The 21,445-nt window shown below is 74.6% G+C and carries 24 protein-coding genes; 8 read left to right on the top strand and 16 right to left on the bottom strand.

Annotated elements, in window-relative coordinates; genetic code table 11:
• Positions 1–35: 35 nt before the first annotated feature.
• Genes kdpB through F1C15_RS11680 form a run of 4 tightly spaced genes read right to left on the bottom strand, consistent with a single transcriptional unit; the run spans position 36 to position 4,224 of the window.
• Positions 36–2,252: a potassium-transporting ATPase subunit KdpB gene (gene kdpB, locus F1C15_RS11695; RefSeq protein ID WP_185231350.1), complete on the bottom strand. Its 2,217-nt coding sequence runs from the start codon at positions 2,250–2,252 to the stop codon at positions 36–38.
• A 3-nt stretch (positions 2,253–2,255) separates the two neighbouring features.
• Positions 2,256–3,929 (bottom strand): potassium-transporting ATPase subunit KdpA, encoded by a 1,674-nt coding sequence (kdpA, locus tag F1C15_RS11690; RefSeq protein WP_167258003.1) that lies wholly within the window; start codon positions 3,927–3,929, stop codon positions 2,256–2,258.
• Complete coding sequence (locus F1C15_RS11685; RefSeq protein ID WP_167258001.1) at positions 3,929–4,018, bottom strand: potassium-transporting ATPase subunit F; 90 nt, start codon at positions 4,016–4,018, stop codon at positions 3,929–3,931. The genes kdpA and F1C15_RS11685 overlap by 1 nt, the downstream gene beginning before the upstream one ends.
• Positions 4,015–4,224, bottom strand: coding sequence for a hypothetical protein (locus F1C15_RS11680; protein WP_185234446.1), 210 nt, complete (start codon positions 4,222–4,224; stop codon positions 4,015–4,017). The genes F1C15_RS11685 and F1C15_RS11680 overlap by 4 nt, the downstream gene beginning before the upstream one ends.
• 213 nt (positions 4,225–4,437) lie before the next feature.
• On the opposite strand from F1C15_RS11680, the gene F1C15_RS11675 reads away from it, so the two are divergent.
• Both F1C15_RS11675 and F1C15_RS11670 read left to right on the top strand, forming a co-directional pair.
• A complete protein-coding gene (locus F1C15_RS11675; protein ID WP_185231348.1) occupies positions 4,438–4,797 on the top strand; it encodes an ATP-dependent DNA ligase in 360 nt (119 codons plus the stop codon).
• Positions 4,794–5,006 carry a hypothetical protein gene (locus F1C15_RS11670; RefSeq protein WP_185231347.1) on the top strand — a complete coding sequence of 71 codons (213 nt, stop codon included), beginning with the start codon at positions 4,794–4,796 and terminating at the stop codon, positions 5,004–5,006. Before F1C15_RS11675 ends, F1C15_RS11670 begins: the two co-directional genes overlap by 4 nt.
• Before the next feature lie 21 nt (positions 5,007–5,027).
• Here the strand turns inward: F1C15_RS11670 and F1C15_RS11665 are convergent, their stop codons facing one another.
• Positions 5,028–5,480 carry a VOC family protein gene (locus F1C15_RS11665; RefSeq protein ID WP_185231345.1) on the bottom strand — a complete coding sequence of 151 codons (453 nt, stop codon included), beginning with the start codon at positions 5,478–5,480 and terminating at the stop codon, positions 5,028–5,030.
• 278 nt (positions 5,481–5,758) lie between these two features.
• On the opposite strand from F1C15_RS11665, the gene F1C15_RS11660 reads away from it, so the two are divergent.
• The gene (locus F1C15_RS11660) at positions 5,759–6,979 is read left to right on the top strand and encodes an MFS transporter (RefSeq protein ID WP_255465212.1); all 1,221 of its coding nucleotides are present in this window, start codon (positions 5,759–5,761) and stop codon (positions 6,977–6,979) included.
• Between the two features lie 39 nt (positions 6,980–7,018).
• Here the strand turns inward: F1C15_RS11660 and F1C15_RS11655 are convergent, their stop codons facing one another.
• From F1C15_RS11655 to F1C15_RS11630, 6 genes are all read right to left on the bottom strand, one after another.
• Complete coding sequence (locus tag F1C15_RS11655) at positions 7,019–7,273, bottom strand: DUF4287 domain-containing protein (protein ID WP_185231343.1); 255 nt, start codon at positions 7,271–7,273, stop codon at positions 7,019–7,021.
• Positions 7,274–7,377: 104 nt separating this feature from the next.
• Complete coding sequence (locus tag F1C15_RS11650) at positions 7,378–7,710, bottom strand: hypothetical protein (protein WP_185231341.1); 333 nt, start codon at positions 7,708–7,710, stop codon at positions 7,378–7,380.
• A gap of 131 nt (positions 7,711–7,841) precedes the next feature.
• On the bottom strand, positions 7,842–8,993 hold the full coding sequence (locus tag F1C15_RS11645; protein WP_185231339.1) for a Vms1/Ankzf1 family peptidyl-tRNA hydrolase: 1,152 nt from the start codon (positions 8,991–8,993) through the stop codon (positions 7,842–7,844).
• Positions 8,990–9,430: a hypothetical protein gene (locus F1C15_RS11640; protein ID WP_185231337.1), complete on the bottom strand. Its 441-nt coding sequence runs from the start codon at positions 9,428–9,430 to the stop codon at positions 8,990–8,992. Before F1C15_RS11640 ends, F1C15_RS11645 begins: the two co-directional genes overlap by 4 nt.
• 124 nt (positions 9,431–9,554) lie before the next feature.
• Entirely contained in the window at positions 9,555–10,871 is a 1,317-nt protein-coding gene (locus F1C15_RS11635; protein ID WP_185231335.1) for an ice-binding family protein, read from the bottom strand.
• Between the two features lie 234 nt (positions 10,872–11,105).
• Entirely contained in the window at positions 11,106–11,426 is a 321-nt protein-coding gene (locus F1C15_RS11630; RefSeq protein ID WP_185231333.1) for a hypothetical protein, read from the bottom strand.
• Between the two features lie 114 nt (positions 11,427–11,540).
• Between F1C15_RS11630 and F1C15_RS11625 the strand changes: the two genes are divergently transcribed.
• Entirely contained in the window at positions 11,541–11,789 is a 249-nt protein-coding gene (locus F1C15_RS11625; protein ID WP_056052225.1) for a zinc-ribbon domain-containing protein, read from the top strand.
• Between the two features lie 45 nt (positions 11,790–11,834).
• On the opposite strand, the gene F1C15_RS11620 is transcribed toward F1C15_RS11625, so the two are convergent.
• A complete protein-coding gene (locus tag F1C15_RS11620; RefSeq protein WP_185231331.1) occupies positions 11,835–12,677 on the bottom strand; it encodes a hypothetical protein in 843 nt (280 codons plus the stop codon).
• Between the two features lie 206 nt (positions 12,678–12,883).
• Here F1C15_RS11620 and F1C15_RS11615 point away from each other — a divergent pair, with 206 nt between their 5' ends.
• Entirely contained in the window at positions 12,884–13,396 is a 513-nt protein-coding gene (locus F1C15_RS11615) for a hypothetical protein (protein ID WP_185231329.1), read from the top strand.
• 203 nt (positions 13,397–13,599) lie between these two features.
• Here F1C15_RS11615 and F1C15_RS11610 read toward each other — a convergent pair whose 3' ends face one another.
• Positions 13,600–13,758 (bottom strand): hypothetical protein, encoded by a 159-nt coding sequence (locus F1C15_RS11610; RefSeq protein ID WP_167257980.1) that lies wholly within the window; start codon positions 13,756–13,758, stop codon positions 13,600–13,602.
• Between the two features lie 218 nt (positions 13,759–13,976).
• On the opposite strand from F1C15_RS11610, the gene bla reads away from it, so the two are divergent.
• Positions 13,977–14,993 (top strand): class A beta-lactamase, encoded by a 1,017-nt coding sequence (gene bla, locus F1C15_RS11605; RefSeq protein WP_185231326.1) that lies wholly within the window; start codon positions 13,977–13,979, stop codon positions 14,991–14,993.
• Positions 14,994–15,225: 232 nt separating this feature from the next.
• On the opposite strand, the gene F1C15_RS11600 is transcribed toward bla, so the two are convergent.
• Positions 15,226–16,194, bottom strand: coding sequence for a nuclease-related domain-containing protein (locus tag F1C15_RS11600; protein ID WP_185231324.1), 969 nt, complete (start codon positions 16,192–16,194; stop codon positions 15,226–15,228).
• Positions 16,195–16,418: 224 nt separating this feature from the next.
• Between F1C15_RS11600 and F1C15_RS11595 the strand changes: the two genes are divergently transcribed.
• Positions 16,419–16,772 carry a hypothetical protein gene (locus F1C15_RS11595; protein ID WP_185231321.1) on the top strand — a complete coding sequence of 118 codons (354 nt, stop codon included), beginning with the start codon at positions 16,419–16,421 and terminating at the stop codon, positions 16,770–16,772.
• A gap of 109 nt (positions 16,773–16,881) precedes the next feature.
• On the opposite strand, the gene F1C15_RS11590 is transcribed toward F1C15_RS11595, so the two are convergent.
• Positions 16,882–20,382: a TIM-barrel domain-containing protein gene (locus F1C15_RS11590; protein WP_219731545.1), complete on the bottom strand. Its 3,501-nt coding sequence runs from the start codon at positions 20,380–20,382 to the stop codon at positions 16,882–16,884.
• A 270-nt stretch (positions 20,383–20,652) separates the two neighbouring features.
• On the opposite strand from F1C15_RS11590, the gene F1C15_RS11585 reads away from it, so the two are divergent.
• Positions 20,653–20,796 carry a hypothetical protein gene (locus F1C15_RS11585; protein ID WP_156369870.1) on the top strand — a complete coding sequence of 48 codons (144 nt, stop codon included), beginning with the start codon at positions 20,653–20,655 and terminating at the stop codon, positions 20,794–20,796.
• Between the two features lie 141 nt (positions 20,797–20,937).
• Here the strand turns inward: F1C15_RS11585 and F1C15_RS11580 are convergent, their stop codons facing one another.
• Positions 20,938–21,417, bottom strand: a complete 480-nt coding sequence (locus tag F1C15_RS11580) for a nucleoside deaminase (RefSeq protein WP_185231319.1) — start codon at positions 21,415–21,417, stop codon at positions 20,938–20,940.
• Positions 21,418–21,445: the final 28 nt, after the last annotated feature.

The following is a 21,445-nucleotide window of genomic DNA, read 5'->3' as shown; positions in this document are numbered from 1 at the left end:
GTGCTGCGAGAGGTGGTGCTGCGGGAGGCGCGGGCTCAGAACCCGGGCAGCAGGCTGACGACGAGGTCGATCAGCTTGATGCCGACGAACGGCGCCACGACGCCGCCGAGCCCGTAGACGAACAGGTTGCGGCCGAGGATCGACGACGCCGACGCAGCCCGGTACCGGACGCCGCGGAGGGCGAGCGGGATGAGCGCGACGATGACGAGGGCGTTGAAGACGATCGCCGAGAGGATGGCCGACGACGGCGAGCTGAGCTGCATGACGTTGAGCAGCCCCAGCCCCGGGAAGACGCCGGCGAACATCGCGGGGATGATCGCGAAGTACTTCGCCACGTCATTGGCGATCGAGAACGTCGTGAGCGCGCCCCGGGTGATGAGCAGCTGCTTGCCGATGCGCACGACGTCGATCAGCTTCGTCGGGTCGCTGTCGAGGTCGATCATGTTGCCGGCCTCCTTCGCGGCCGACGTGCCGGTGTTCATCGCGACGCCGACGTCGGCCTGGGCGAGCGCCGGGGCGTCGTTCGTGCCGTCGCCCGTCATCGCGACGAGCGCGCCGCCCTGCTGCTCGCGGCGGATCAGCGCGAGCTTGTCCTCCGGGGTGGCCTCGGCGAGGTGGTCGTCGACCCCGGCCTCACGCGCGATCGCCGCCGCGGTGAGCGGGTTGTCGCCCGTGACCATGACGGTGCGGATGCCCATGGCGCGCAGCTCGGCGAAGCGCTCGCGGAGGCCCTCCTTCACCACGTCCTTCAGGTGGACGACGCCGAGGACGCGCGCCGCGCCTCCGGCGTCCTTGACCGCGACGACGAGCGGGGTGCCGCCCGCCGTCGAGACGGCCTCGACGCGGCCGGTCAGCTCGTCGTGCTCGGTGCTGGCCAGCCGGCCGCCCTCCTCCACCCACGCGATGACCGAGCCGGCGGCGCCCTTGCGGATCTCGGTGCCGTCGGGCAGGTCGAGCCCGCTCATGCGGGTCTGCGCCGTGAACGGCACGATCGTCGAGCGGTCGACGCCCTGCTCGTGCCAGCCGGTGGTGAGCGCGAGGTCGACGATCGACCGGCCCTCGGGCGTGGGGTCGCTGAGCGACGACGTGGCGGCCGCCTCCACCAGCTCGGCCTCGGCGACGCCGTCCAGCGGCGTGAACTCGACCGCCCGGCGGTTGCCGTAGGTGATGGTGCCGGTCTTGTCGAGCAGCAGGGTGGTGACGTCGCCGGCCGCCTCGACGGCACGGCCCGACATGGCCAGCACGTTGCGCTGCACCAGGCGGTCCATGCCGGCGATGCCGATCGCGCTGAGCAGCGCGCCGATCGTCGTCGGGATGAGGCAGACGAGCAGCGCGATCAGCACCGGCACGCTCACCGACGCGTCGCTGTAGCCCGCGATCGGGTTCAGCGTCAGCACGACGACCACGAAGACGATCGAGAGGCTCGCGAGCAGGATGTTCAGGGCGATCTCGTTCGGCGTCCGCTGGCGCTTCGCGCCCTCGACGAGCGCGATCATGCGGTCGACGAAGGTCTCGCCCGGCTTGCTCGTGATGCGCACGACCACGCGGTCGGAGAGCACGCGGGTGCCTCCGGTCACGGCGCTGCGGTCGCCGCCCGACTCCCGGATCACCGGGGCCGACTCGCCCGTGATGGCCGACTCGTCGACCGAGGCGATGCCCCAGACGACGTCGCCGTCGCCCGGCACGAGCTCGCCGGCCGTCACCACGACCACGTCGCCGAGCCCGAGGTCGGCCGACGAGACGTCGTCGACGGTGGCGTGCTCGGCCGAGGCGTCGCCGTCGGCGTCGTACGAGGCCACGCGTCGTGCCGTCGTGCTCGTCCGGGTGGCGCGCAGCGTCTCGGCCTGCGCCTTGCCGCGCCCCTCGGCGACCGACTCGGCGAGGTTCGCGAACACGACCGTGAGCCACAGCCAGACGGCGATGGCGACCGTGAACGAGCCGGGCACCGGCGAGCCGCCGGAGGTGGCGTCGCCCACGCCGAAGAGCTGGGCGACGGCGAGCAGCGTCGTGTAGGCGGCGCCCACCTCGACGATGAACATCACCGGGTCGTGCCACATGCGGCGCGGGTCGAGCTTGCGCAGGGCTCCGGGCAGGGCCGCGGCGAGCTGCGCCGGGCCGAAGGCCGCGGGGCGGCCCGCGGCGGGGGCGCCGGTGCCGGCCTCGCCGGTCGGGTCGCCGGGGGCCCCGGCGGAGCCGGTCGTGCGGGAGTCGCGGGTCGAGGCCCCGGTGGAGGTGTCGGATGGTGTCGGCATGGTCTAGTTCAGCCCTTCGGCGAGAGGCCCGAGTGCGATGACGGGGAAGTAGGTGAGCGCCGTCACGACGACGGAGACACCGGCGAGGAGGCCGACGAAGAGCGGCCGGTGGGTGGGCAGGGTGCCCGCGGTGGCGGGGATCCTGTCCTGGGCGGCGAGCGACCCGGCGAGCGCGAGCACCAGCACGATCGGCACGAACCGGCCGAGCAGCATGGCGACCCCGAGCGCGGTGTTGAACCAGGGCGTGTTCGCGGTGAGCCCGGCGAAGGCCGAGCCGTTGTTGTTCGACGCCGAGGTGAAGGCGTAGAGCACCTCCGTGAAGCCGTGCACCCCGGGGTTCCAGATCGACGTCGCCTCGACGTCGGCCCGGACGGCGGGGATCGCGAAGCTCAGCGCCGTGCCGGTGAGCACCAGGGTCGGCGTCACGAGGATGTACAGGCTGGCCAGCGTGATCTCGCGCGGGCCGAGCTTCTTGCCGAGGTACTCCGGCGTGCGGCCGACCAGCAGCCCGGCGATGAACACCGTGATGACGGCGAGCACGAGCATGCCGTAGAGGCCCGAGCCGACGCCGCCGGGGGCGATCTCGCCGAGCATCATGTTCAGCAGCGGCATCATGCCGCCGAGCGCCGTGTACGAGTCGTGCATCGAGTCGACGGCGCCGGTCGAGGTCAGGGTGGAGGTCGTGCCGAACAGGGCCGATCCGATGATGCCGAACCGCGCCTCCTTGCCCTCCATCGCGCCGCCGGCCAGCTCGGGCGCCGTGCCGGCGCCACGGAGCTCGAAGATCGTCAGCGCCGTGAGCGAGACGACGAAGAACAGCGCCATGACGAGCGCGATCGCGCGGCCCTCACGGGGCGAGCCGACCATGGTGCCGAAGGTGCGCGGCAGCGAGAACGGGATGACGAGCATCAGCACGACCTGGAGCGCGTTCGTCCACGGCGTGGGGTTCTCGAACGGGTGGGCGGAGTTCGCGTTGAAGAACCCGCCGCCGTTCGTGCCCAGCATCTTGATCGCCTCCTGCGAGGCGACCGGCCCGCCGGGGATCGTGGCCGTGCCGCCGGTCAGCGTGGTGACGTCGGTGAACCCGGTGAAGTCCTGCACGACGCCGCCGATCATCAGCGCGACGGCGCTCAGCAGCGCGAGGGGCAGCAGCAGGCGCACGACGCCGCGGGTCAGGTCGACCCAGAAGTTGCCGAGGGTGCCGGTGCGCACGCGGGCGAAGCCGCGGATCAGCGCGACGGCCACGGCCATGCCGACCGCGGCGGAGACGAAGTTCTGCACGACGAGGCCGCCGAGCTGCACGGCGTAGCCGAGCGTGAGGTCGGGCGAGTACGACTGCCAGTTCGTGTTCGTGACGAACGAGGCGGCGGTGTTGAAGGCGAGGCCCTCGGGCACGGCGGGGAAGCCGAGCGACTGGGGCAGCACGGCCTGCAGGCGCTGGATCGCGTAGAGCGCGAGCACGCCGGCGACGGAGAAGCTCAGCACGCCGCGGAGGTAGGCGGGCCAGCTCTGCTCGGCCGAGCCGTCGACCCCGATCAGCCGGTACACGACGCGTTCGGCGCGGAGGTGGCGGGTGCTCGAGTAGAGGCGGGCCATGTGGTCGCCGAGGGGGCGGTAGGCCACGACGAGCACCGCGGCGACGGTGGCGACCTGGAGGACGCCGAGGAGGGCGTCCATCAGAAGCGCTCCGGCTGCACGAGGGCCCAGACGAGGTAGACCAGGGCGGCGACGGCGAGCACGGCGGCGCCGATCTCGACGACGATCACAGCTTCTCGACCCCCTTCGCGACGAAGGCGATCACGGCGAAGACCGCGATGACGGCGAGCAGGTAGACGATGTCGAGCACGACGACTCCCAGGGAGGCTGACGGGGCGGGCCCGCTCGGGCCCGGTGCCCGTGGCGGGCACAGCGAGCCAGTAGACACCGGGCGACGGGGCCGGCCGGGGCTCCTCACGGCTTCCTCACGCCGCACGGCCCGATCCTCACGCGGCGCTGACGCGGGGGCCGCCCGGACGGTGCGGGGCCGAGGCCCGTTACCCCCCGAGCAGGGGTCGGCGCAAGCCCTGGACAGGCATCGGAGCAGGGCCGATAGGTTCGGGAGCAGCCTCGTTCCCTCCGGGGGCCAGGGCTCGTGGAGGGACGACCGGCCGGGCGCCCCCCCACCCCGCCAGCCAGAGGGGCAGACATGGGCAAGTTCGCGTACGACAAGGCGCTCAGCGTCGACTTCGACGACCGGACCCTCGCGCACCTGCAGATCGTGATCGGCATGAAGCTGCGCCGCGGGGAGTCGTTCTACTTCTCGTGGAAGGACGATCATGCCGTCGGCGACGGGCGCACCGCCATCTGGCTGCACCCGTCCATCCCGCTCGTCTACAAGTACTACGGCAGCCGCCTGCCGCGCATCAACCCCGAGTGGGTCCGGGCGCTCGAGATGACGGCCAACACCAACATCGGCCTGCAGGTCGTCGACGAGCCCGCCGGGCCTGTGGGAGGCGCGGGCACGGCCCCCGGGGCCGCCCCCGTCACGAACGGGGCCGCCTCGTGACCAAGCGCGTCGACGTCCACTACGACGGGGTGCTCTACACGCTGTCCGGCGACCAGCTCGACGCGGTGCGCGAGCGCGTGCTCGCCGCCGTCGCCGGGGGCGAGGCGTTCTGGCTCGAGGTCGACATCGGCGAGGGGCGCTACCAGCGGGCCGACCTGCTGATCTCGCCGGGCGTGCCGATCAGCCTCGTCGCGATCACGGAGGAGTAGGCCGCCGGGGGCCCGCTCGGGTCAGGCGCCGTCGGGGTCCGCGTCGGCATCAGCGGCCGAGCCCGCGCCCGCGATGTTCACCATCCAGTGGATGCCGAAGCGGTCGTCGACCATCCCGAACGAGTCGCCCCACGGCGCCCTCGCGAGCGGCACGTGCACCTGCCCGCCCTCGGCGAGGCCGTCGAACCAGCGCGTCAGCGCCGCCTCGTCGTCGGCCCCGCCGCTGAGCGACAACGAGATGGCGTTCTCGGACTCGAGCGGGATCTCGTCGGGACGGTCGGCCGCCATCAGCACGAGCCCGGCGTCGGTCTCGAGCTGGCCGTGCATGACCTTGTCGGCCTCAGCCGGCGTGCCCACGCCGAAGTCGCCGAAGCGGGTGGTCGTCGGAGTGCCGCCGAGCACGGAGGCCCAGAAGTCGAGCGCCTCACGCGCCTCCGAGCGGAAGGCGAGGTAGGGGGTGAGCTGCACGGACATGGTCGACTCCTCGTCGTCGAGGTCGGCACCGGCGGGTCGCCGGGCGGCGCCGGTCGGCGCTCGTGCACATCGTGGCACCGGCCGGGCCCGGAGGGAAGGGCGCGTCGGCGGGAGGACGAGGGGCGGCCCCGGCTCCGGGAAACGAGTCGGGACCAGGAGCCGGCGAACCGGCCCCGGCAGGCGGGGCGCACCTGCTGGCGTCGACCGTACGCCGCTCACCTGGAGGGGTCACCGCCCGGGCCTCCCTCCGCTGCCCGGGAGTGCGTAGCGTCGACCGCGTGACGAACGACGCTCCTGCCCCCACCTCGCCCGGCTCGCCCTCGACGGCGACGATGACCCGGGGCCGCACCCTGCTCTTCGCGGTCGCGGGCGGCGCCGCGGTCGGCAACCTGTACTGGGCGCAGCCCCTGCTCGGCATCATCGGGGGCGACCTCGACGCCTCCCCCGCCTCCACCGGGCTGCTGATCACCGTGACCCAGGTCGGCTACGCCCTCGGGGTCTTCTTCATCGTGCCGCTCGGCGACCGGGTCGACCGACGGCGGGCCGTGCCGCTCATCATGCTGCTCTCCGCCCTGGCGCTCGCGGCGAGCGCCGCGGCCCCGAGCTTCCCGCTGCTGCTCGTGGCGCTGACGCTGGTGGGCCTCACGACGGTGGCCGGGCAGATGCTGACGCCGCTGGCGGGCGACCTCGCCACCGACGCCGACCGGGGGCGGGTGGTCGGCACGGTAGCCAGCGGGCTGATCCTCGGCATCCTCGTGTCGCGGGCGATCAGCGGCCTCGTCGCGGACGCCCTCGGCTGGCGGGCCGTCTACGTCGTCGCGGCGGTGCTGCTGGTCGTGCTCGCCGCCCTCATGGCGCGGTCGGTGCCGTCGCTGCCCCGCCGCGCGGCCGCCCCGTACCGGCAGCTGCTCTGGTCGGTGCTGACCACCGTGGCGCGTCGACGGCAGGTGCGGGTCTCGCTGGTGATCGGCGCCTCCGTCATGGCCGTCTTCACGATGTTCTGGACGGGCCTCACCTTCCTGCTCTCGGCCGAGCCGTACGGCTGGTCGCCGGCGCAGATCGGGCTCGTCAGCATCGTCGGCGTCGCCGGCGCCGTCGGGGCCCAGCGCGCGGGCCGTCTGTTCGACCGCGGCCTCTCGCTGCCCGCGATCGGGGTCGGGCTCGCGGTGACGCTCGTCTCCCTCGTCGTCGCCGGCCTCGGCGGCGACTCGCTCGTCGTGGTGCTGATCGCCGTCGCGCTGCTGTCGGTCGGCATCCAGTCGTCGCAGGTGCTGCTGCAGACGCGGCTGCTGTCGCTCGACCCCGCGGCGCGCAGCCGGCTCAACACCGCGTTCGTCGTCGGCAACTTCGTCGGGGGCTCCATCGGCTCGGCGCTGGCGGGCACCGTCTGGCCGGTGGGCGGCTGGCCCGCGCTGATGGTGCTCTCTGCCGTGCTGATCGGCGTCGCCGGCACCGTCTGGGCCGTGCACCGCCGCCGCGGCCTCGTCGACGCCGGCTGAGCCCGGCGCGCCACGTCGCGGCACGAGGGGCGGGGGCGGCTACTGCGCGGCGCGGGCGGCCCTGACGTACGCGACGACGGCGTTCGCGTGGCCGTGGCCCAGGCCGTGCTCGGCCTTCAGCCAGGCGACGACCTGCATGTGCGGGTCGACGTCGAGCCGGTCGGCGGCCAGGTCGAGCCACTCCTGCACCGGCCGGCCGTAGGTGGCCTCGATGCTCGGGAAGTACGACGCCGGCCCCTTCGGCCTCGACCCGTCGGCGGGCGGCGCGGGGGCGAGGACTCGGTCTCTGCTCACGGGCCCAGGCTAGTGAGACGCGCCCGGCGCCTCCACCCCTCCCCGCAGCCGGGCGGGCTGCGCGCCGTCGCCGGGCCGCGGCGAGCCACCGCGCCGGGTCGGGCTCACCGAGGCTGGGCGGGGTTGGTCGGGTCGCCCTGCGACGGCGGGTTCATCGCCGGGCCGGCCGTCGCCGGGCTCACGCGCGAGCCGCCCGCGGGGTATCCGCCGACCGACGGCTCGGTGGCCGGGAGGCCGCCCGTCGGCTCGGCACCGTCGCGGAGGCGGCCCAGCCGCGCCTCGAGCAGCTGCACGACCGGCAGCCGGTCGCCGTGCGCCCGCTCGTGCTCGAGCAGGGCCGCGACGGCGGGTTCGTCGAGGGCGTGCAGCCGGGTCTCGAACGTGCCGAGCGGCAGGTGGTCGTAGTCGGGCAGGGGCAGGGCGGAGTCGTCGCTCACGGGGGTCCTCCTCGGTGCGGCCGGTCGGTCGGTGCGTGCGGTCGGTGCGTGCGGTCGGTGCGTGCATGCTCACGGGTGCGGTCGGCGTGTGCGGGTGCGGTCGGACGGGTGTCGACCAGGCCGGCCGGCGCTCAGCCCGCGTCGGTGCCGGGCCTCGCCGGCCCGACGGGCCAGCGCCGCAGGGCGCCGAGGCCGGTGTCGCCGGGCAGGGCACCGGCGCTCGCGAGGACGACGCGGGCGTCGGTCAGCAGCGCGGCCCGGGCCAGGGCCGAGGCGGCGGGCAGCTCCGCGAGCACCTCGGCCCCGAGCGCCTCCTCGGGGGCGGTCGCCACCCAGGGGGCGTCGCCGAGCGCGAGCAGCGTGCGGTCGTCGACCGCCGACGGATCGAGCAGCAGCGTGTCGACCTGCGCCGCGGCGAGCGCCGCGACGACCTCGCCGACCCTGCTCACCGCCGTGCCGTCGCCGCGCCCGAGGTGGGTGCGCAGCAGGTCGAGGGCGTCGTGCACCCGCTGGGCCACGACGCGGGCGAGGGCGACCTCGACCTGCGAGACGAGGGCGTCCTCGGCGGCGTCGGGCGCCCGGGTGTCGGTCGGCACCACCGACAGCAGGCCACGGGTCTCCGCCGACAGCTCGAGCTCGAGCAGCTGACGGGCCCGGATGTCGCCCGCGACCACGACCAGCCCGGCACGGTGACGTCGAACGGCGGAGTCGATCGCGTCGCCGAGCTCGCCGACGTTCTGTCGCCACTGCTCCTCCGTGTGCGACTGCATCCTCTTGTGGGCCCAGCCCCCGCCCTGGATCTTGTGGAGAGTGTCGGTGCGGCCCTGCACCTGCTGCTCGCGCTGCACCTCGCCGTGGCCGAAGCGGTACACGCGGAACCCGCCGCCGTCGCGCCCCACCTCGACGACGAGGAAGGTCAGGTCGACCGGGCGGTGCGCCAGCAGCGGCAGCGCGTCGGGCACGGGGCCGTGGCCGAGCGCGTCGGCGGCCTTCGCCGGGCCGGGCAGCACCTCGCTGAGCACGACCTCGCCGCCCTGCACGAGCACGTACCGGCTGACCGGCGCGGGCACTCCGGGCGGGGCGACGAGCTCCTCGGCGAGCACCCGGGCGTCGTCCACCGGGGCGCCGGCCTGCACGAGCGCGTCGAGGGTCGCGGTGGCGAGGCTGTCGGCCCAGCCGCGCGGGTCCTCCCGGTCGGCCGAGACGTCCGCGTAGGCCCAGGTCGTCGGCCGGTCGCCGCGCAGCAGCGGGGCGAGCGAGTCGCCGACCTCGGTGTCGGTCACGAGCCCGCTCCGTCGGCGGAGGCCCCCTCGGAGGCTCGTGCGTCGGCCCCGGCCACGTCGGTGACGGGCTGGCCGGGCGCCGACGGGTCCGAGCCGTCGGGCTCGGCGCGCTCGACGTCGGCTCCCTCGGGCGTCTCCGTGCTGACCGCGACGGGGTCGGCGCTGAGCCCCGCGGCGGTCTCCGTGAGCGTGTCCGTGCCGTCGCCCCCGGCGCTCGGCGGCTCCGGCGTCACCGCGGTCTCGACGTCGACGAGCTCGCCGTCGAGGCCCGCAGCCTGCTGCACCTCGGCGGAGTCCGTGTCGTCGGGCAGCGGCTCGGTCTGGCGGGCCTCCTGGACGTGGCCCGCGCCTCCCCGGCCCTGCACGAGGCCCTGCGCCTCGTGTGCCAGCTGCCCGTCCTGCTCCGGATCGTGCGTCGTGTTCCCTCGTTCGATCACGAGATCACCTGCCTTCCCGTGGTCGTGGTGTCGGTCACGACCCACCGAACCCGGCGGTCAGGGCGACGTCCGGGGCTTGACAGCCGGCGGGCGCACGCGGCACGCTCCGTGCCCGCGGACGGGACTAGCCGCGGTGCTGCTGCTCCCCGCGACGACGGAGGCGCGTGCTCAGCACGAGGGCGAGCCCGGCGAGCAGCGCGGCGGCCCCGACGGCCAGGGGCAGCGTGGCCTCGGAGCCGGTGTAGGCGAGGGCTCCGCCGTCACGGGCGGCCACGCGGCCGCGGTCGGCGACGGGCGTGATGCGGGTCGTCGTCGTCGCCGGCGGGGTGGTGGCGCCCGGCGTCGTGGGCGTCCCGGGCACGACCGGCGTGACGGGCGGCGTGACGGGCACGACGGGCGGCGTGACCGGCACGACCGGCGGCGTCACCACGGCGGCCTCGAGGGTGGTGATCGTGTAGGTCGCGGTGTCGGCGGGCGCGACGCCGTTGGTGGCCGTCACGGTCACCGTGGTGGTGCCGGGCGTCGTGGGCGTGCCCGAGATGACCCCGGTCGTGGCGTCGAGCGAGAGGCCGGCGGGCAGCGTGGTCGACGTGAACGTGGGCGTGGGGCTGCCGGTGGCGGTCACGGTGAAGGCGTAGGGCGTGCCGGCGGTGGCGTCGGTCGGGGCCGACGAGGTGATCTGCGGGGCCTCGTTGCAGGAGGCGTCGCGGACGATGCGCGTCGTGTCGAGGGTGACGGCGCCGGTGCGGGCGAGGAGGCGCCCGTCGACGGTCGAGGTCGCGACGACCGAGATGGAGGTCTGGGCCATGACCGTGCCGGCGAACGCCGAGCCGCCGCCGATGGTCGCGGAGCGCCCGACCTGCCAGAAGACGTTGCAGCCGCTGGCGCCGCCGGTGAAGACCATCGACGTGCCGCTGCCGATGGTGAGGTCCTGGGGCACCTGGATGACCCAGGTCGAGGCCGCGTCGCCGGCGAAGGTCAGCGCGGCGGTGTCGGGCAGCAGGGCGTCGACGCCGTCGCTCGCGTAGACGCCGGGCGTGAGGAGGCGGTCGGCGGGGTCGGCGAGCGAGATGCTGGCCTGCGGGCTGAGGCTCGCCGACTGCTCGTAGGCGCGCTGCAGCGACGCCTGCGCCCGGGCCGCGAGGGCGTCCGTGGCGTGCAGGGTCCCGTCGGTGACGACGCCGGGGCCGCCCTGGAACCCGGTGATCGACGTCCCGGGCGAGAGGCCGACGTCGCCCTGCACCACCGAGACGCCGGTGTTCGTGAGGGTCTGGCCGCCGAGCACCGCGAAGCTCGTCGCGTCGCCGAGGTCGATCAGCCCGACGGCCCGGGCGGAGGGAGCCGTGGAGAGGGCCAGCGCGGCGGCGACGCCGAGCACGACGGCCCCGGCGAGCACCGGACGGGCGGAGAAGAGGGGGCGGGAGGAGGTCGAACGGGCCATGAGGCGCCTGACTGAGAAGAGGAGGCACCTGATCTCCGCGTGACTGCGTCGCGTGTTCCCCGTTACCTGTCGTTTATACGCCCACTCCGGCCGGAGCCACAAGAGGGGGGAGCATAGCTGACAATCCGCCCCCGCCCGACCATTCCGCGACGCATCGTGCAGATCACCCGTTCGGGGGCCACGCCCGCGGGGACTGCTCCGGCCCTCCCGGCCGCCCTCGCGTCGAGCCCGGCCTCAGCGCTCCGAGGCCGTCGGCCCGCGGTCGGCGTGGACGACCTGGACCGACCCGGCCGCGGCCGACGCCTCCCGGAGGCGCCCGACGAAGCCCTCGTCCTCGGGCTCGAGCTCGTCCTCGTCCGCGTCGGAGACCACGATCTGGCTCGCCGGCCCGATCAGGATGGTCGACGTCGTCGCGGTGCCGTGCGCGTCGAAGGTGGGCACGTGGACGGTGTCCGTGCCGCCGTTCGCGCCGAGCGCGGCCGCGTACTCGACCACCGCCTCCGCGATGTCGTCGCCGGTGGTGATGATGCTGCCGTCGTAGTGGATGTGCTTCATCGCTGCCTCCCCCTGACAGTGAACCGCAGGAGGCGCGGGCGCGTCCCAGGGAAGGGCCCGCGCCTCCTGCCCCCCACCGCGCCGCCTCGCAGGCCGGGCCGCTACGGTCGACCGATGTTCATCCTCTTCGGCACCACCGTGAAGAGCCGCGTGCTCGCCGTGGTCGTCTTCGCCTGCCGGTTCTGCGACAAGACGGTGCCGCAGCAGGTCGAGGAGCACGCCACGAAGGCGACGCTCTTCTTCGTGCCGCTCGTGACGCTGCGGAAGCGCTGGCTGAACCGGTGCAGCAACTGCGGCGGCCTCACCGAGCTGAGCCGCGAGCAGGCCGACCACGCGGTCGCGCAGTCGGCCGCCCGCGGCTGAGGGTCGTCGGCGCCGGCCTCGGCGTCGTGGTCGCGGTCGGCGGCGCTAGAGCAGGACGGTGCTGCTGCGCCAGGAGGCGGGGGCCCCGCCGTCGAGGCCGGTCTCCCACACGACGGTGAGGGCCGTCGGGGCCCCGTCGCCGGGCTCGACGTCGGCGGTGAACTGGCGTTCCGACCCGGCGGCGGCGCCGAGCTCGACGGGCACGGAGGTGCCGTCGACCCAGCCGTACAGGGCGTCGGGGTAGCCGACGGTCGACGGGACGTCGCTGCCACTGCTCGCCGGGCTGGCGAACGAGAGGGTCGCGGGGCGGCTCGGGTCGAGCGCGGCGGGGCCTGCCTCGTATCGGGCGTCCTCCGCGCCCGCTGCGGGGTTCCGCCACTCGTACAGCGACCCGCCCGTCGGCGGCACGCCCGCGTCGTCGATGCGCAGGTCGGCGGGGTCGCCGTCGACGGCCCGCACGACCCAGGCGTCGGCCTCGGAGTCGGTGGTCACGCTGACGAGGGTGAAGGCGCCCTCGGGGCCCTCGCTCGACACCATCTCGCCGGCGAGCAGCTGGCCCGCCTCGTCGGCGGAGACCGTTCCGTCGCGGCCGAAGAGCCCCGCGAAGGTCTGCTCGGTCGAGTAGAACTGCTGGGCCTGCGGGGTCAGGAGCTGCCAGGCGGCGGCCGCGTCGCCGGCGGCGGCGGCGTCGAGGTACTCGGCGACCAGCGCCTCCTCCGGGCTGGCGGCCTCGACGGGCGTCGGCGAGGCCGCCGCGCCCGGCGCCGGGGCCACGTCCGTGGCCGCCGGGGCAGCGCTGACCTGGTCGTCGGAGGTGCACCCGGCGGCGAGGCCGAGGACGCCGGCGACGAGGAGAGCTGTGGTGAGTCGTTCTCGTGTCTGGCTCATGGGCTGGACGGTAGTGGCGTGCGCACGACACGTGTCGCGACTCCCAGGAGACGTCCACCGGGGGGCGACGTCGGCGGGGTGGAGTTCTCCACAGGGTGTCCCCTCCACAGATCGCCGGGGCACGGCTCTTCTCGGCCTCTTCGACGCTCACGCTGGTCGGACGGGGCTCGCATCGATGTCCCGGCCGAGGACGGGAGGACGGTGCGATGCCTCGAAGGGGCACGAGGCTGCCGAGCAGGCCACTCACTCGGAGTGTCACCGTCGCGACGACCGCGGCCGCCGGCGTCGCCGGGTTCACTGTCCGAGGATTCCTGCCGCCCTTCGTCGTGGATGCATCGTTCTGGCGCGACTTCTTGACGGGACCGCCCGTGGCGGGAGCTTTCGCCGTCCTCGCGGCTGCTGTGGCGTACTCGGCGGCCGAACGCAACGCCCGAGAACAGCGACGCGCGTCAGAACGGGAGGAATGGTGGCACCGGGCGGAATGGGCGCTCAGCCGCGCACTCTCCGACAACGTCACGGAGCGGAGTGCAGGCATCCAGGCGAGCAGTGCGCTCGTCCAGTCGGCGACGGACTCCGAGGCGGCGATCGTCCGAGCCGTTCTCGATCCGTTCTTCGGCGGCGAGAACTCGACCGCCGACGGGCTGGACGCGGCTCCGCCGGCCGCGGGAGGATCAGGGCACGACGAACGAGGTGAGGACGATAGAGCCGATCGAGCATGAGACGTCAGAGGGAGGGCCGCGACGCCTCGTGGTCTCGTACGACGCCCGTGTCGCCGCTGGCCGAGCAGATCCGATCACACCGGAGCAGCGGGCCATGGCAGCCAAGGTGCACGTGATGGTCAACGAGCGCCTGGGCGTTCCCACGGAGAACTGGATAAGGGAGCTCGCCGACAGGGTGTGAGGGCGAGCCCTTCCGTCGCGCGTCAGTCGCGGACGAGCTCGGCCGCCGGGCGATCGGGCGCGTCGCGTGCGCCCGGCAGGTCGTGCAGGCCCGGCGTGCAGGCGACGACGCCGAGCAGCAGCGACGCGACGGCGAGCGTGACGACGAAGTGGCGGGGCAGGGGCGGACGGCCGTCGGTCACGGTGGTCTCCTCTCGGGCGTCGACGCCGCCCGTCGGCGTCGACCTCCAGCACACCGTCTCGCGGGGTGCCGCGACAGGGGGCTGACCCCCGGGTCGCACCGGGGTCGACCTCACCCTCTCGCGCCGCGACGGCCGCGACGTCGTCCCTTCGGCTGATCTCCGGCGACCAGGGGACGATCCCCCGCCGACGAGCCCCGGCGGGGTGCGAGCATGCAGGCATGACCCGCTCTCCGTCACCGCGCCTCCCCCGCCCCGTCGTCCGCGGACTCTCCGCCGCGAGCGGTGCCGGGTTCGCCCTCGTCGTGGCGCTGGCCGGGTGCACGACGGCCGACGCCGGGTCGGGCGCCGGCTCCGGGGAGCCGACCCGCGACTCCTCGACGACGTCGACCAGTGCGGGGGCGACTCCCTCGCCGACCGCTCCCGCCACGACGGTGGTCGACGACCCCGAGCTCGACGCCGCCCTGGCCGCCCTCGAGTCCGAGCACGGAGCCCGCGTCGGCCTCAGCGTCGTCGACACCGGCACGGGTCGGGCCCTCGAGCACCGCGGCGACGAACGGTTCCTCTACGCCTCGAGCCTCAAGGCGCTGGCCGCCGCCGCGCTGCTCGACGAGACCGAGCCGGCCGACCTCGACGAGGTCGTGACCTGGACGGCGGACGACGTGACAGCCGCCGGGTACTCCCCCGCCACGAGCGCCGCGACGGGCACCGGCCTGACCCTCGGGCAGCTCGCGGAGGCCGCAGTGCGGCAGAGCGACAACACGGCGCTGAACCTCGTCGTCGAGCACCTCGGCGGGCCGGCCGCCCTCGACGCGGCCCTCGCGGCCCAGGGCGACGACGTCACCGACGTGGTGAACGGCGAGCCCGAGCTCAACCGCCCGACGGCCGGGAGCACGGCCGACACCACCACGCCCGCCGCCGTCCGGGGCCTCCTGGCCAGGGTGGTCGCGGGCGAGTGGCTCGGCGACGACGACCGCGCCCAGCTGCTCGACTGGATGTCGGGCAACGCGACGGGCGACGCGCTCGTCCGGGCCGGGGCGCCCGCGGGCTGGGCCGTGGCCGACAAGTCCGGAGGCGCGGGGCCGGTCCGCAACGACGTCGCGGTCGTGACGCGGCCGGGTGGTGACGCCGTGGTGATCGCCGTGCTGACGACGCGGACCGACCCGGCGGCGGCGTATGACGACGCGCTGGTCGCGGCGGCGGCGCGGGCGGCGTTCGAGGCCGTGCAGCGCGGCTAGCGGCGGCGGGCATGCCTGCCGGGACCCGGGCGGGCGCCGGGCCCGGCTGTCTCGGGAAAGCGAGAGAGATCCGGGCTGCCGACCCGCGACTCCCCCAGTTCTTGGTCCGTGTCGAGCCGATCGCTCTCAAATTTGAGCGTGATCGGGCCCGGAGGCAGCGACGGCGATGCGGGGAAGGGCGCCGCGGGCGAGAGGCTGGGGCCCAGGGGCGGGCCGCGTCAGCCCGGGACGGCTAGCGCCCCTCCGGCACCGCCATCGCGCCGAAGCGACGCACGTCGGCGCCGTGCCGGGCGAAGAGCTCCGCGAGCTCGTCGATCCGGGTGGGCGCGAGGGTGCGCGGCCGGTCGCCGACCCGCTCGAGGAAGCTGCGCAGCTGACGCCCGCCCGCGACGATCGTCGTCGTGACTCCGGCCCCCGTGGAGTCGGTCTCGGCCGCCCAGACCTCCGCGTCGGGGTGCGAGTAGAAGACGGCGGTGTCGAACCACTGGGTGCGGCTCGTCTCGGCCCCGACGAGGTCGGAGACGCGCTGCGCCTGCCGCCGCACCTGCGCGGCCGGCGACTCGCGGCCCTCGTGGCTCGTGATGCGGAACGACGTCGGCGACTCGCGCGAGACCTGCACCGCGAACGGCGGCTCGAAGGTCGCGTCGCCGAAGAGGGTGCCGATCGACGAGTGCACGTCGCGCGGCTGGACTCCGTCGAGCACGACGCCCTTCCAGCCCTTGTTCTCGATGACGACCGCGGCGGAGCTCAGCAGCAGCACGTGGTCGACCTGCGCGACGAAGCGACGGGTGCGCGGTGCGTCGACCGGCACGAAGACGACGTTCGTGACGAGCACGCCGTCGAGCCCGAGCTCGGTGCAGGCGTCGACGACGGCCCGCTGCGAGGGCTCGTCCCAGCGCATGCTGCGGGTGGCGAACTCCTGGCTCTGCTCGGCGCGCTCCTCCGCGTCGCGGCGGCGGGCCTCGAGCTCGTCACGCTCCCGGGCGTGCTGGGCCTCGAGGCTGCTGACGCCCTCGTCGTGCGAGGCCGAGACTCGCTCGAGCTCCTGGCGGTGGGCCGCCTCGGCCGCCTCGACCCGCGCCGTCGCCGCCGCCGCCGCGGCCCGGCTGCGTCGACGCCCCACGACGATCGCGACCACGACCCCCACGAGCGCCAGCACCAGCAGGGCGACCAGCACCCACGTCGTCGTCTCCTGATCCATGTGCCCAGCACAGCACACGCGAGCGGCGACCCCGGGGAGGCGCCCCCGCCCGGCGACGGACGCGCGCGCCCGGGCCGGCACAGCACGACACTGCACCGGACGGCACGGCACGACACAGCACCGCGCCCCGCGACCCGACGAGCCTCCGCCGACGGGCTACCCCCTGCCCCCCGCCTCCGTCAACCCTCGGTCGCGCCCGGCGTCGCCTGCCTAGCGTGGTCCGCATGAAGCACATCACCTTCGCCGACAAGGACTTCCTCGTGGGGGACGCGATCGCCGACGCCGTGCTCGAGTACGCCGCGATGCTCGGCGAGACGGGCTCCGCCGACTCCATCGACCTCACCGCCTACGGCGCCCACGGCGACGTGGTCTCGGCCACGCTGTTCCTGTCGGCCGGGGTCGCCCTCGTCGCCGAGAGCACGAACAGCCCGCTGCCCGAGCCCGACAACGCCGAGACGGTCGCCTACATCGAGGGGCGCCTCGCGCAGCGCATCGCCCCGCACGACGTGCAGCCGTCGGCGCTCCCCGCCCAGGGCGCCGACTTCGACATCGACGACTGGGTGAGCACGCAGGAGTGACCCGGGCCCGGCGGTGCCGAGGGGCATCGACGTCGCCGGGCCCGGGGCACGCACGACGGAGGCGCGGTGCAGGTCGACCTGCACCGCGCCTCCGTCGTCCCTCCGGCTGTCAGCCCTCCCGACGTGCCCGTCGGCGCGACGCCCGCGTCACCAGCAGGCCCGTGCCCACGAGGGCGGCCGCGACCAGGGCGAGCACCCCGGCGACGTCCGAGCCCGTGAAGGCGAGGGGCCCGCGGTCGCCCGCGGTGCCGGCGGCCTGCCCGGGGGCGGTCCCGTCACCGGGAGCCGCCACGGGAGGCACGGGCGTCGGGTCGCCACCGGGTGCGCCCGGGTCGACGGGGGCGCCCGGCCCGGTGCCGGGGTCGCCCGGCTGGCCCGGGTCGACGACCGCGGTCGTGGAGAACGACACCGACGTGGCCTGCGCCACGGGACGGCTCGCGACCGGCACCGTGAGGCGACGCGTGGCCTCGTCCCAGCTCCAGGCCTCGGCGGCGACGGGCGTGCCGTCGACCCGGACGACCGCGGGGCGCTCGGCGTCGGTGAAGACCGCCGTCAGGGAGCGATCGGAGACCTGCCCGTCGAAGCTGCCGTCGACCGCGGCGACGTCGAGCACGCCCCCGTCGGCCTGCTCCGTGTACGTCACGGCCGTGCGGGCCGAGGCGGTGAGGTCGGCGCTGACGCCGTCGTCCTCGTAGAGCGAGAAGGCGCCGTCGCTGCCGGTCGCCGCCGTGAGCGTGAGCTCGGTCAGCGGGGTCGCGTCGTTCGCGACGTCGGTGCTCCGCGTCGCGACGACGCCGCCCGAGCGGACGAACACCGGCATGGCGTCGAGGCCGGTCGTGACGTCGGCGGTGGTGCCGCCGGCGTGCGTCTCGCCCGTGAACCAGTCCGTCCAGGTGCTGCCCTCGGGGAACCACACGCGGGTCGTGGCGGTCTCGCCGGGCGTCACCGCCGGGGCGACGAGCACGTCGGGGCCGAACAGGTACTCGCTGCCTGCCATGGCGTAGGCCTCCTGCTGCTCGGGGTACTGCACGTAGAGCGGCCGGACGACGGGCACGCCGGTGCGCGTGGCCTCCGCCGACAGCGTGTAGGTGAGCGGCATCAGCGCCTCGCGCAGGTTCAAGAACGACGTCGCGGAGGCGTCGGCCGCCGCGCCGTACTGCCAGGGCAGCCGGTCGCTGTGGTTGCTGTGCAGGCGGTCGATCGGCTGGAACGTGCCGAACTGCACCCACCGCGCGTAGAGGTCGTCGGCGAGCTTCGTGCTCTCGGCCTCCGCTCCCGGGAAGGTGGTGCCGCCGGTGTGGCCGCCGATGTCGTGGCTGATCGCCGAGAGGCCGGTCGCCGCCGACTCGCCGGGGGTGTAGCCGACCTGGGCCTGCAGCATCTGCCACGTCGACGTGGTGTCGCCGGTGAAGTGCAGCGTCGTGCGCTTGTCGGCCCACGGGCCGGTGGGCACCGGCTGCGGGTTGCCGTAGCCGCCCGCGGTCAGGGCGCCGTACGCCCGCGAGAAGGCGAAGCCTCGGCCGATGCGGTCGGCCGTGCGCTGCGCGTACTGGTCGTTGATGAAGGCGTCGGGCGTGACGCCGGGCTGCGAGTAGCGCGACGCGTCGCTGCAGCACCAGTCGAGCCAGAACACGTCGACGCCCTGGTCGGCGATCTCGTCGTGCAGGTCGAAGTAGGCCTGCAACTGTGCCGGGTCCGACCAGTCGAACAGGAAGCGGTCCCCGTCGGGGACGAGGTTCCCCTGCGCCGTGGCCTGGGCCGCGGGCAGCTGCGGGTCGCCCTGCGTGATGCTCGGGTGCACGTTGAGCGTGTTGTGGACGCCCTGCTCCTCGAGCCCGGCGAGGAAGCCCGCCATGTCGGGGAACCTCGTCTCGTCGACCTCCCAGCCGTTCCACTTGTCGGGCGCCTTGTAGTCGGTGTCGACGGCGAGCACGTCGAGCGGCACGCCCTCCTCGGCGAAGCGGGGCACGATCGTGTCGGTGAAGTCGGACTGCGTGCGGTCGTAGTACTCGGAGTACCAGACGCCGTAGGCCCAGCGGGGCAGCAGCACCGAGGGGCCGGTGAGGGTGGCCAGGTCGCCGAGGGCCGTCTCGTGGGCGTCGCCCGCGGCGAAGAGGTAGCCGTCCTGCACGTCGGCGACTGGTCGCGGCGTGAGGGTCTCGGTGGCCTCGTCGTACTGCGCCGAGGCGCTGTCGTCGACGAGCGACCAGCCGTCCTGGTAGAGCAGGCCCGCGTTGGTGTCGACGGTGCCGTTCGCGGTGTCGAGGTCGCGACGGTAGCCGCCGAGCGCGGCGTGCGGGGCGAGCAACGGCGCGGCGGCCGAGGCGACGGCGACGGTGTCGACGTTGAGCTGGCAGCTCGCGTCGTCGGGGCAGCCGACGGTCACGTCGTCCTCGCCCTCCGACAGGGCGACGGGCACGCTGACGGTGCGCCAGTGGTCCCAGCCGCTGGTGGGCTCGAGGGAGGCGGTGGTCACGATGCCGGCACCGGTGCTGACCGAGACGGTGCGTGCGTCGGGCTGCGCGCTCGCGTAGCGGATCTGCAGCACGTGCTCGCCCGCGGGCACGCCCGTGACGTGCGCGGTGAACGACGCGCCACGGCCGAGGCCGGCGGCGAACGCCTCGGCGGAGGCGCCGTCGTGGTCGTCGCCGACGCTCGCACCGCCGGCCAGGGCCGTCGTCTCGGCCTCGCACGGGGCACCGTACGCGCAGTCGACGGTCTCGACGGCGGCGGGCGCCTCGGCGGGGTACGCCGCGCCGGGCTCGACGACGGCGACGCCGTCGAGGTTGAGGTTGCCGGAGTCGCCGGAGGCGCGCTCGACGACGACGTCGTGCTCGCCCTCGGCGAGGTCGAGGGTCGCCCGGGCCAGCGCCCAGTCGTCCCAGCCCGCGGTCGGCGGCAGCGAGATCGTCTGCGCGGCGCCGCCGTCGACGCTGACGCTGAGGGTGCGCGTCGTGACCTGGCCGTCGCCGCCCTGCGAGTTCGCGTAGCGGAGGACGAGGTCGTGCGGGCCGGCCTGCTCGGCGGTCACCGAGAAGCTCGCGGCGTCGCCGACGCGCTCGAACCCGGCGACGAAGCCGTCGCCGGTCGCGCCGGTGTGGTTCGTGGCGGGGGCGAGCCCGACGAGGTCGAGGGTCTCGGCCTCGCAGCGGACGCCCACGACGCAGCGCGCGGGGTCGTCCTGCTGCCAGGGCGCGGCCACGACCTGCTGGCCCGAGCCCGTCGTGAGGCTGAGCTCCAGGTTGCCCTGGTCGAACGAGCCGGAGCCGATCTCGTACCGCACCCGCGCCTCCCCCGTGTCGATGGTCAGCCAGCCGTCGTCGCGCGTCGTGGTGAACGGCGTCGCCGCGAAGGAGTCGCGGCCGACGACGGTGAAGGTCGCGGCGTCGGTGAACGCGCCGCCCGGCGCGAACTCGGTGCGGATGAGGGTGGGCGACAGCACCTGGAAGCGGGCGTCGCCCTCGGTGACCGTCTGCGCCGCGGCCACCTCCCCGGCCGTCGGCGCCGCAGCGGCCGGGGCGACCGTGCCCAGGCCGGTGAGGGCGGCGAGGAGGCCCGCCGTCACGATCGAGGTGGCGGCGACCGTGCGGCGCCGGGGGGATGAGGGCATGCAGGACTCCGTCGTCCGAGGGGTGTGAGGGGAAGCGCGAGGTGATCGACAGTGATCCTGACAAGGTTGTCAGGTGCCTGTCAACGATCGATGCGCGTGAATGGGAGCCGTGACTGTCCGCGGAACGCAGTAGTTCACGTCGTTAACCATCTGGACCCCCATCGATGCGACGATGTGGCCGTGCCCGCGACGCCGGCACATGCCCGGTTCACGGCGGGCAGACACCGCAGGAACAGGCAGCGCCGCAGGGCTGCCGGAGACGAGAAGCTCATGAGCTTCCACACCGCCAGGAGCCCCTTCACCGAGGTCCGCGACCGCGACCGCCAGGTCACCCTCTTCGTCGTCGCCACGTCGGCCGTCGCCACGTGCGGCACCTTCGTCGCCGGGGTGCTGTTCGTCCTCGGCCTCTCGTGACCACCGCCCTCGCGGCGCTCCGCCACGAGGAGCTGCTGCGTGCCGTGTCGGCTCGGCTGGTCGGCGCCGTCGAGCTGACGGCCGCCGAGCTCGAGGGCTACTGGGGCTGAAGGCTCCCGGGCGAGCGTCGCCCGCACGGGCTCAGGACGCGTGCCGCGCCGCCCACGCGACGAACGGGGCGGTCGCGTCGTCGGCCGTGCCGTGCTCGGCCGGCAGGGCCCTGTCGTCGATGCCCTTCGTGTACTCGTCGTAGAACGTCGCGAGCGACATGAGGCGGTTGCCGTCCTCGTAGTGCTCGCCCTCCTCCTCGCGCGACACCGCGTAGACGACGCGGTCGGGCTGCGCGTAGTAGAGCGCACCGAGGCACATCGGGCACGGGTAGGCGGTGACGTACGCGACGAGGCCGCGCAGGTCGGTGATGCCCTGCTCGGCGGCCGCCCGGATCGCGCGGATCTCGGCGTGGGCGGTGGGGTCGCCGGTCTGGGCGACGTGGTTCACGGCCTCGACGACGACCTCGCCGTCACGGACGAGGAGGCACGCGAACGGCTTGCCGCCGGCCTCGACGTTCTCGAGGGCGCGCTGGACGCTGAGGGCGGTGAAGGTGTCGTCTCTGTCGGTCATCGGTCGAGACTGCTCCCTCCTTCCTCGG

This window comes from Frigoribacterium sp. NBH87, from assembly GCF_014217665.1.
Lineage (GTDB): Bacteria > Actinomycetota > Actinomycetes > Actinomycetales > Microbacteriaceae > Frigoribacterium > Frigoribacterium endophyticum.
The sequence above is the reverse complement of the archived record's forward strand: the minus strand, read 5'-3'. Positions and strand labels throughout refer to the sequence as shown.

Bases quoted from the DNA above. Each gene is read 5' to 3' on its own strand.
- F1C15_RS11585 (WP_156369870.1), top strand. From the start codon at position 20,653: ATGAGCTTCCACACCGCCAGGAGCCCCTTCACCGAGGTCCGCGACCGC.
- F1C15_RS11675 (WP_185231348.1), top strand. From the start codon at position 4,438: ATGGGCAAGTTCGCGTACGACAAGGCGCTCAGCGTCGACTTCGACGAC.
- F1C15_RS11630 (WP_185231333.1), bottom strand. From the start codon at position 11,426: ATGAAGCACATCCACTACGACGGCAGCATCATCACCACCGGCGACGAC.
- F1C15_RS11580 (WP_185231319.1), bottom strand. From the start codon at position 21,417: ATGACCGACAGAGACGACACCTTCACCGCCCTCAGCGTCCAGCGCGCC.
- F1C15_RS11590 (WP_219731545.1), bottom strand. From the start codon at position 20,382: ATGCCCTCATCCCCCCGGCGCCGCACGGTCGCCGCCACCTCGATCGTG.
- bla (WP_185231326.1), top strand. From the start codon at position 13,977: ATGACCCGCTCTCCGTCACCGCGCCTCCCCCGCCCCGTCGTCCGCGGA.
- kdpB (WP_185231350.1), bottom strand. From the start codon at position 2,252: ATGCCGACACCATCCGACACCTCCACCGGGGCCTCGACCCGCGACTCC.
- F1C15_RS11665 (WP_185231345.1), bottom strand. From the start codon at position 5,480: ATGTCCGTGCAGCTCACCCCCTACCTCGCCTTCCGCTCGGAGGCGCGT.
- F1C15_RS11625 (WP_056052225.1), top strand. From the start codon at position 11,541: ATGTTCATCCTCTTCGGCACCACCGTGAAGAGCCGCGTGCTCGCCGTG.
- F1C15_RS11600 (WP_185231324.1), bottom strand. From the start codon at position 16,194: ATGGATCAGGAGACGACGACGTGGGTGCTGGTCGCCCTGCTGGTGCTG.
- F1C15_RS11620 (WP_185231331.1), bottom strand. From the start codon at position 12,677: ATGAGCCAGACACGAGAACGACTCACCACAGCTCTCCTCGTCGCCGGC.
- F1C15_RS11595 (WP_185231321.1), top strand. From the start codon at position 16,419: ATGAAGCACATCACCTTCGCCGACAAGGACTTCCTCGTGGGGGACGCG.
- F1C15_RS11615 (WP_185231329.1), top strand. From the start codon at position 12,884: ATGCCTCGAAGGGGCACGAGGCTGCCGAGCAGGCCACTCACTCGGAGT.
- F1C15_RS11635 (WP_185231335.1), bottom strand. From the start codon at position 10,871: ATGGCCCGTTCGACCTCCTCCCGCCCCCTCTTCTCCGCCCGTCCGGTG.
- kdpA (WP_167258003.1), bottom strand. From the start codon at position 3,929: ATGGACGCCCTCCTCGGCGTCCTCCAGGTCGCCACCGTCGCCGCGGTG.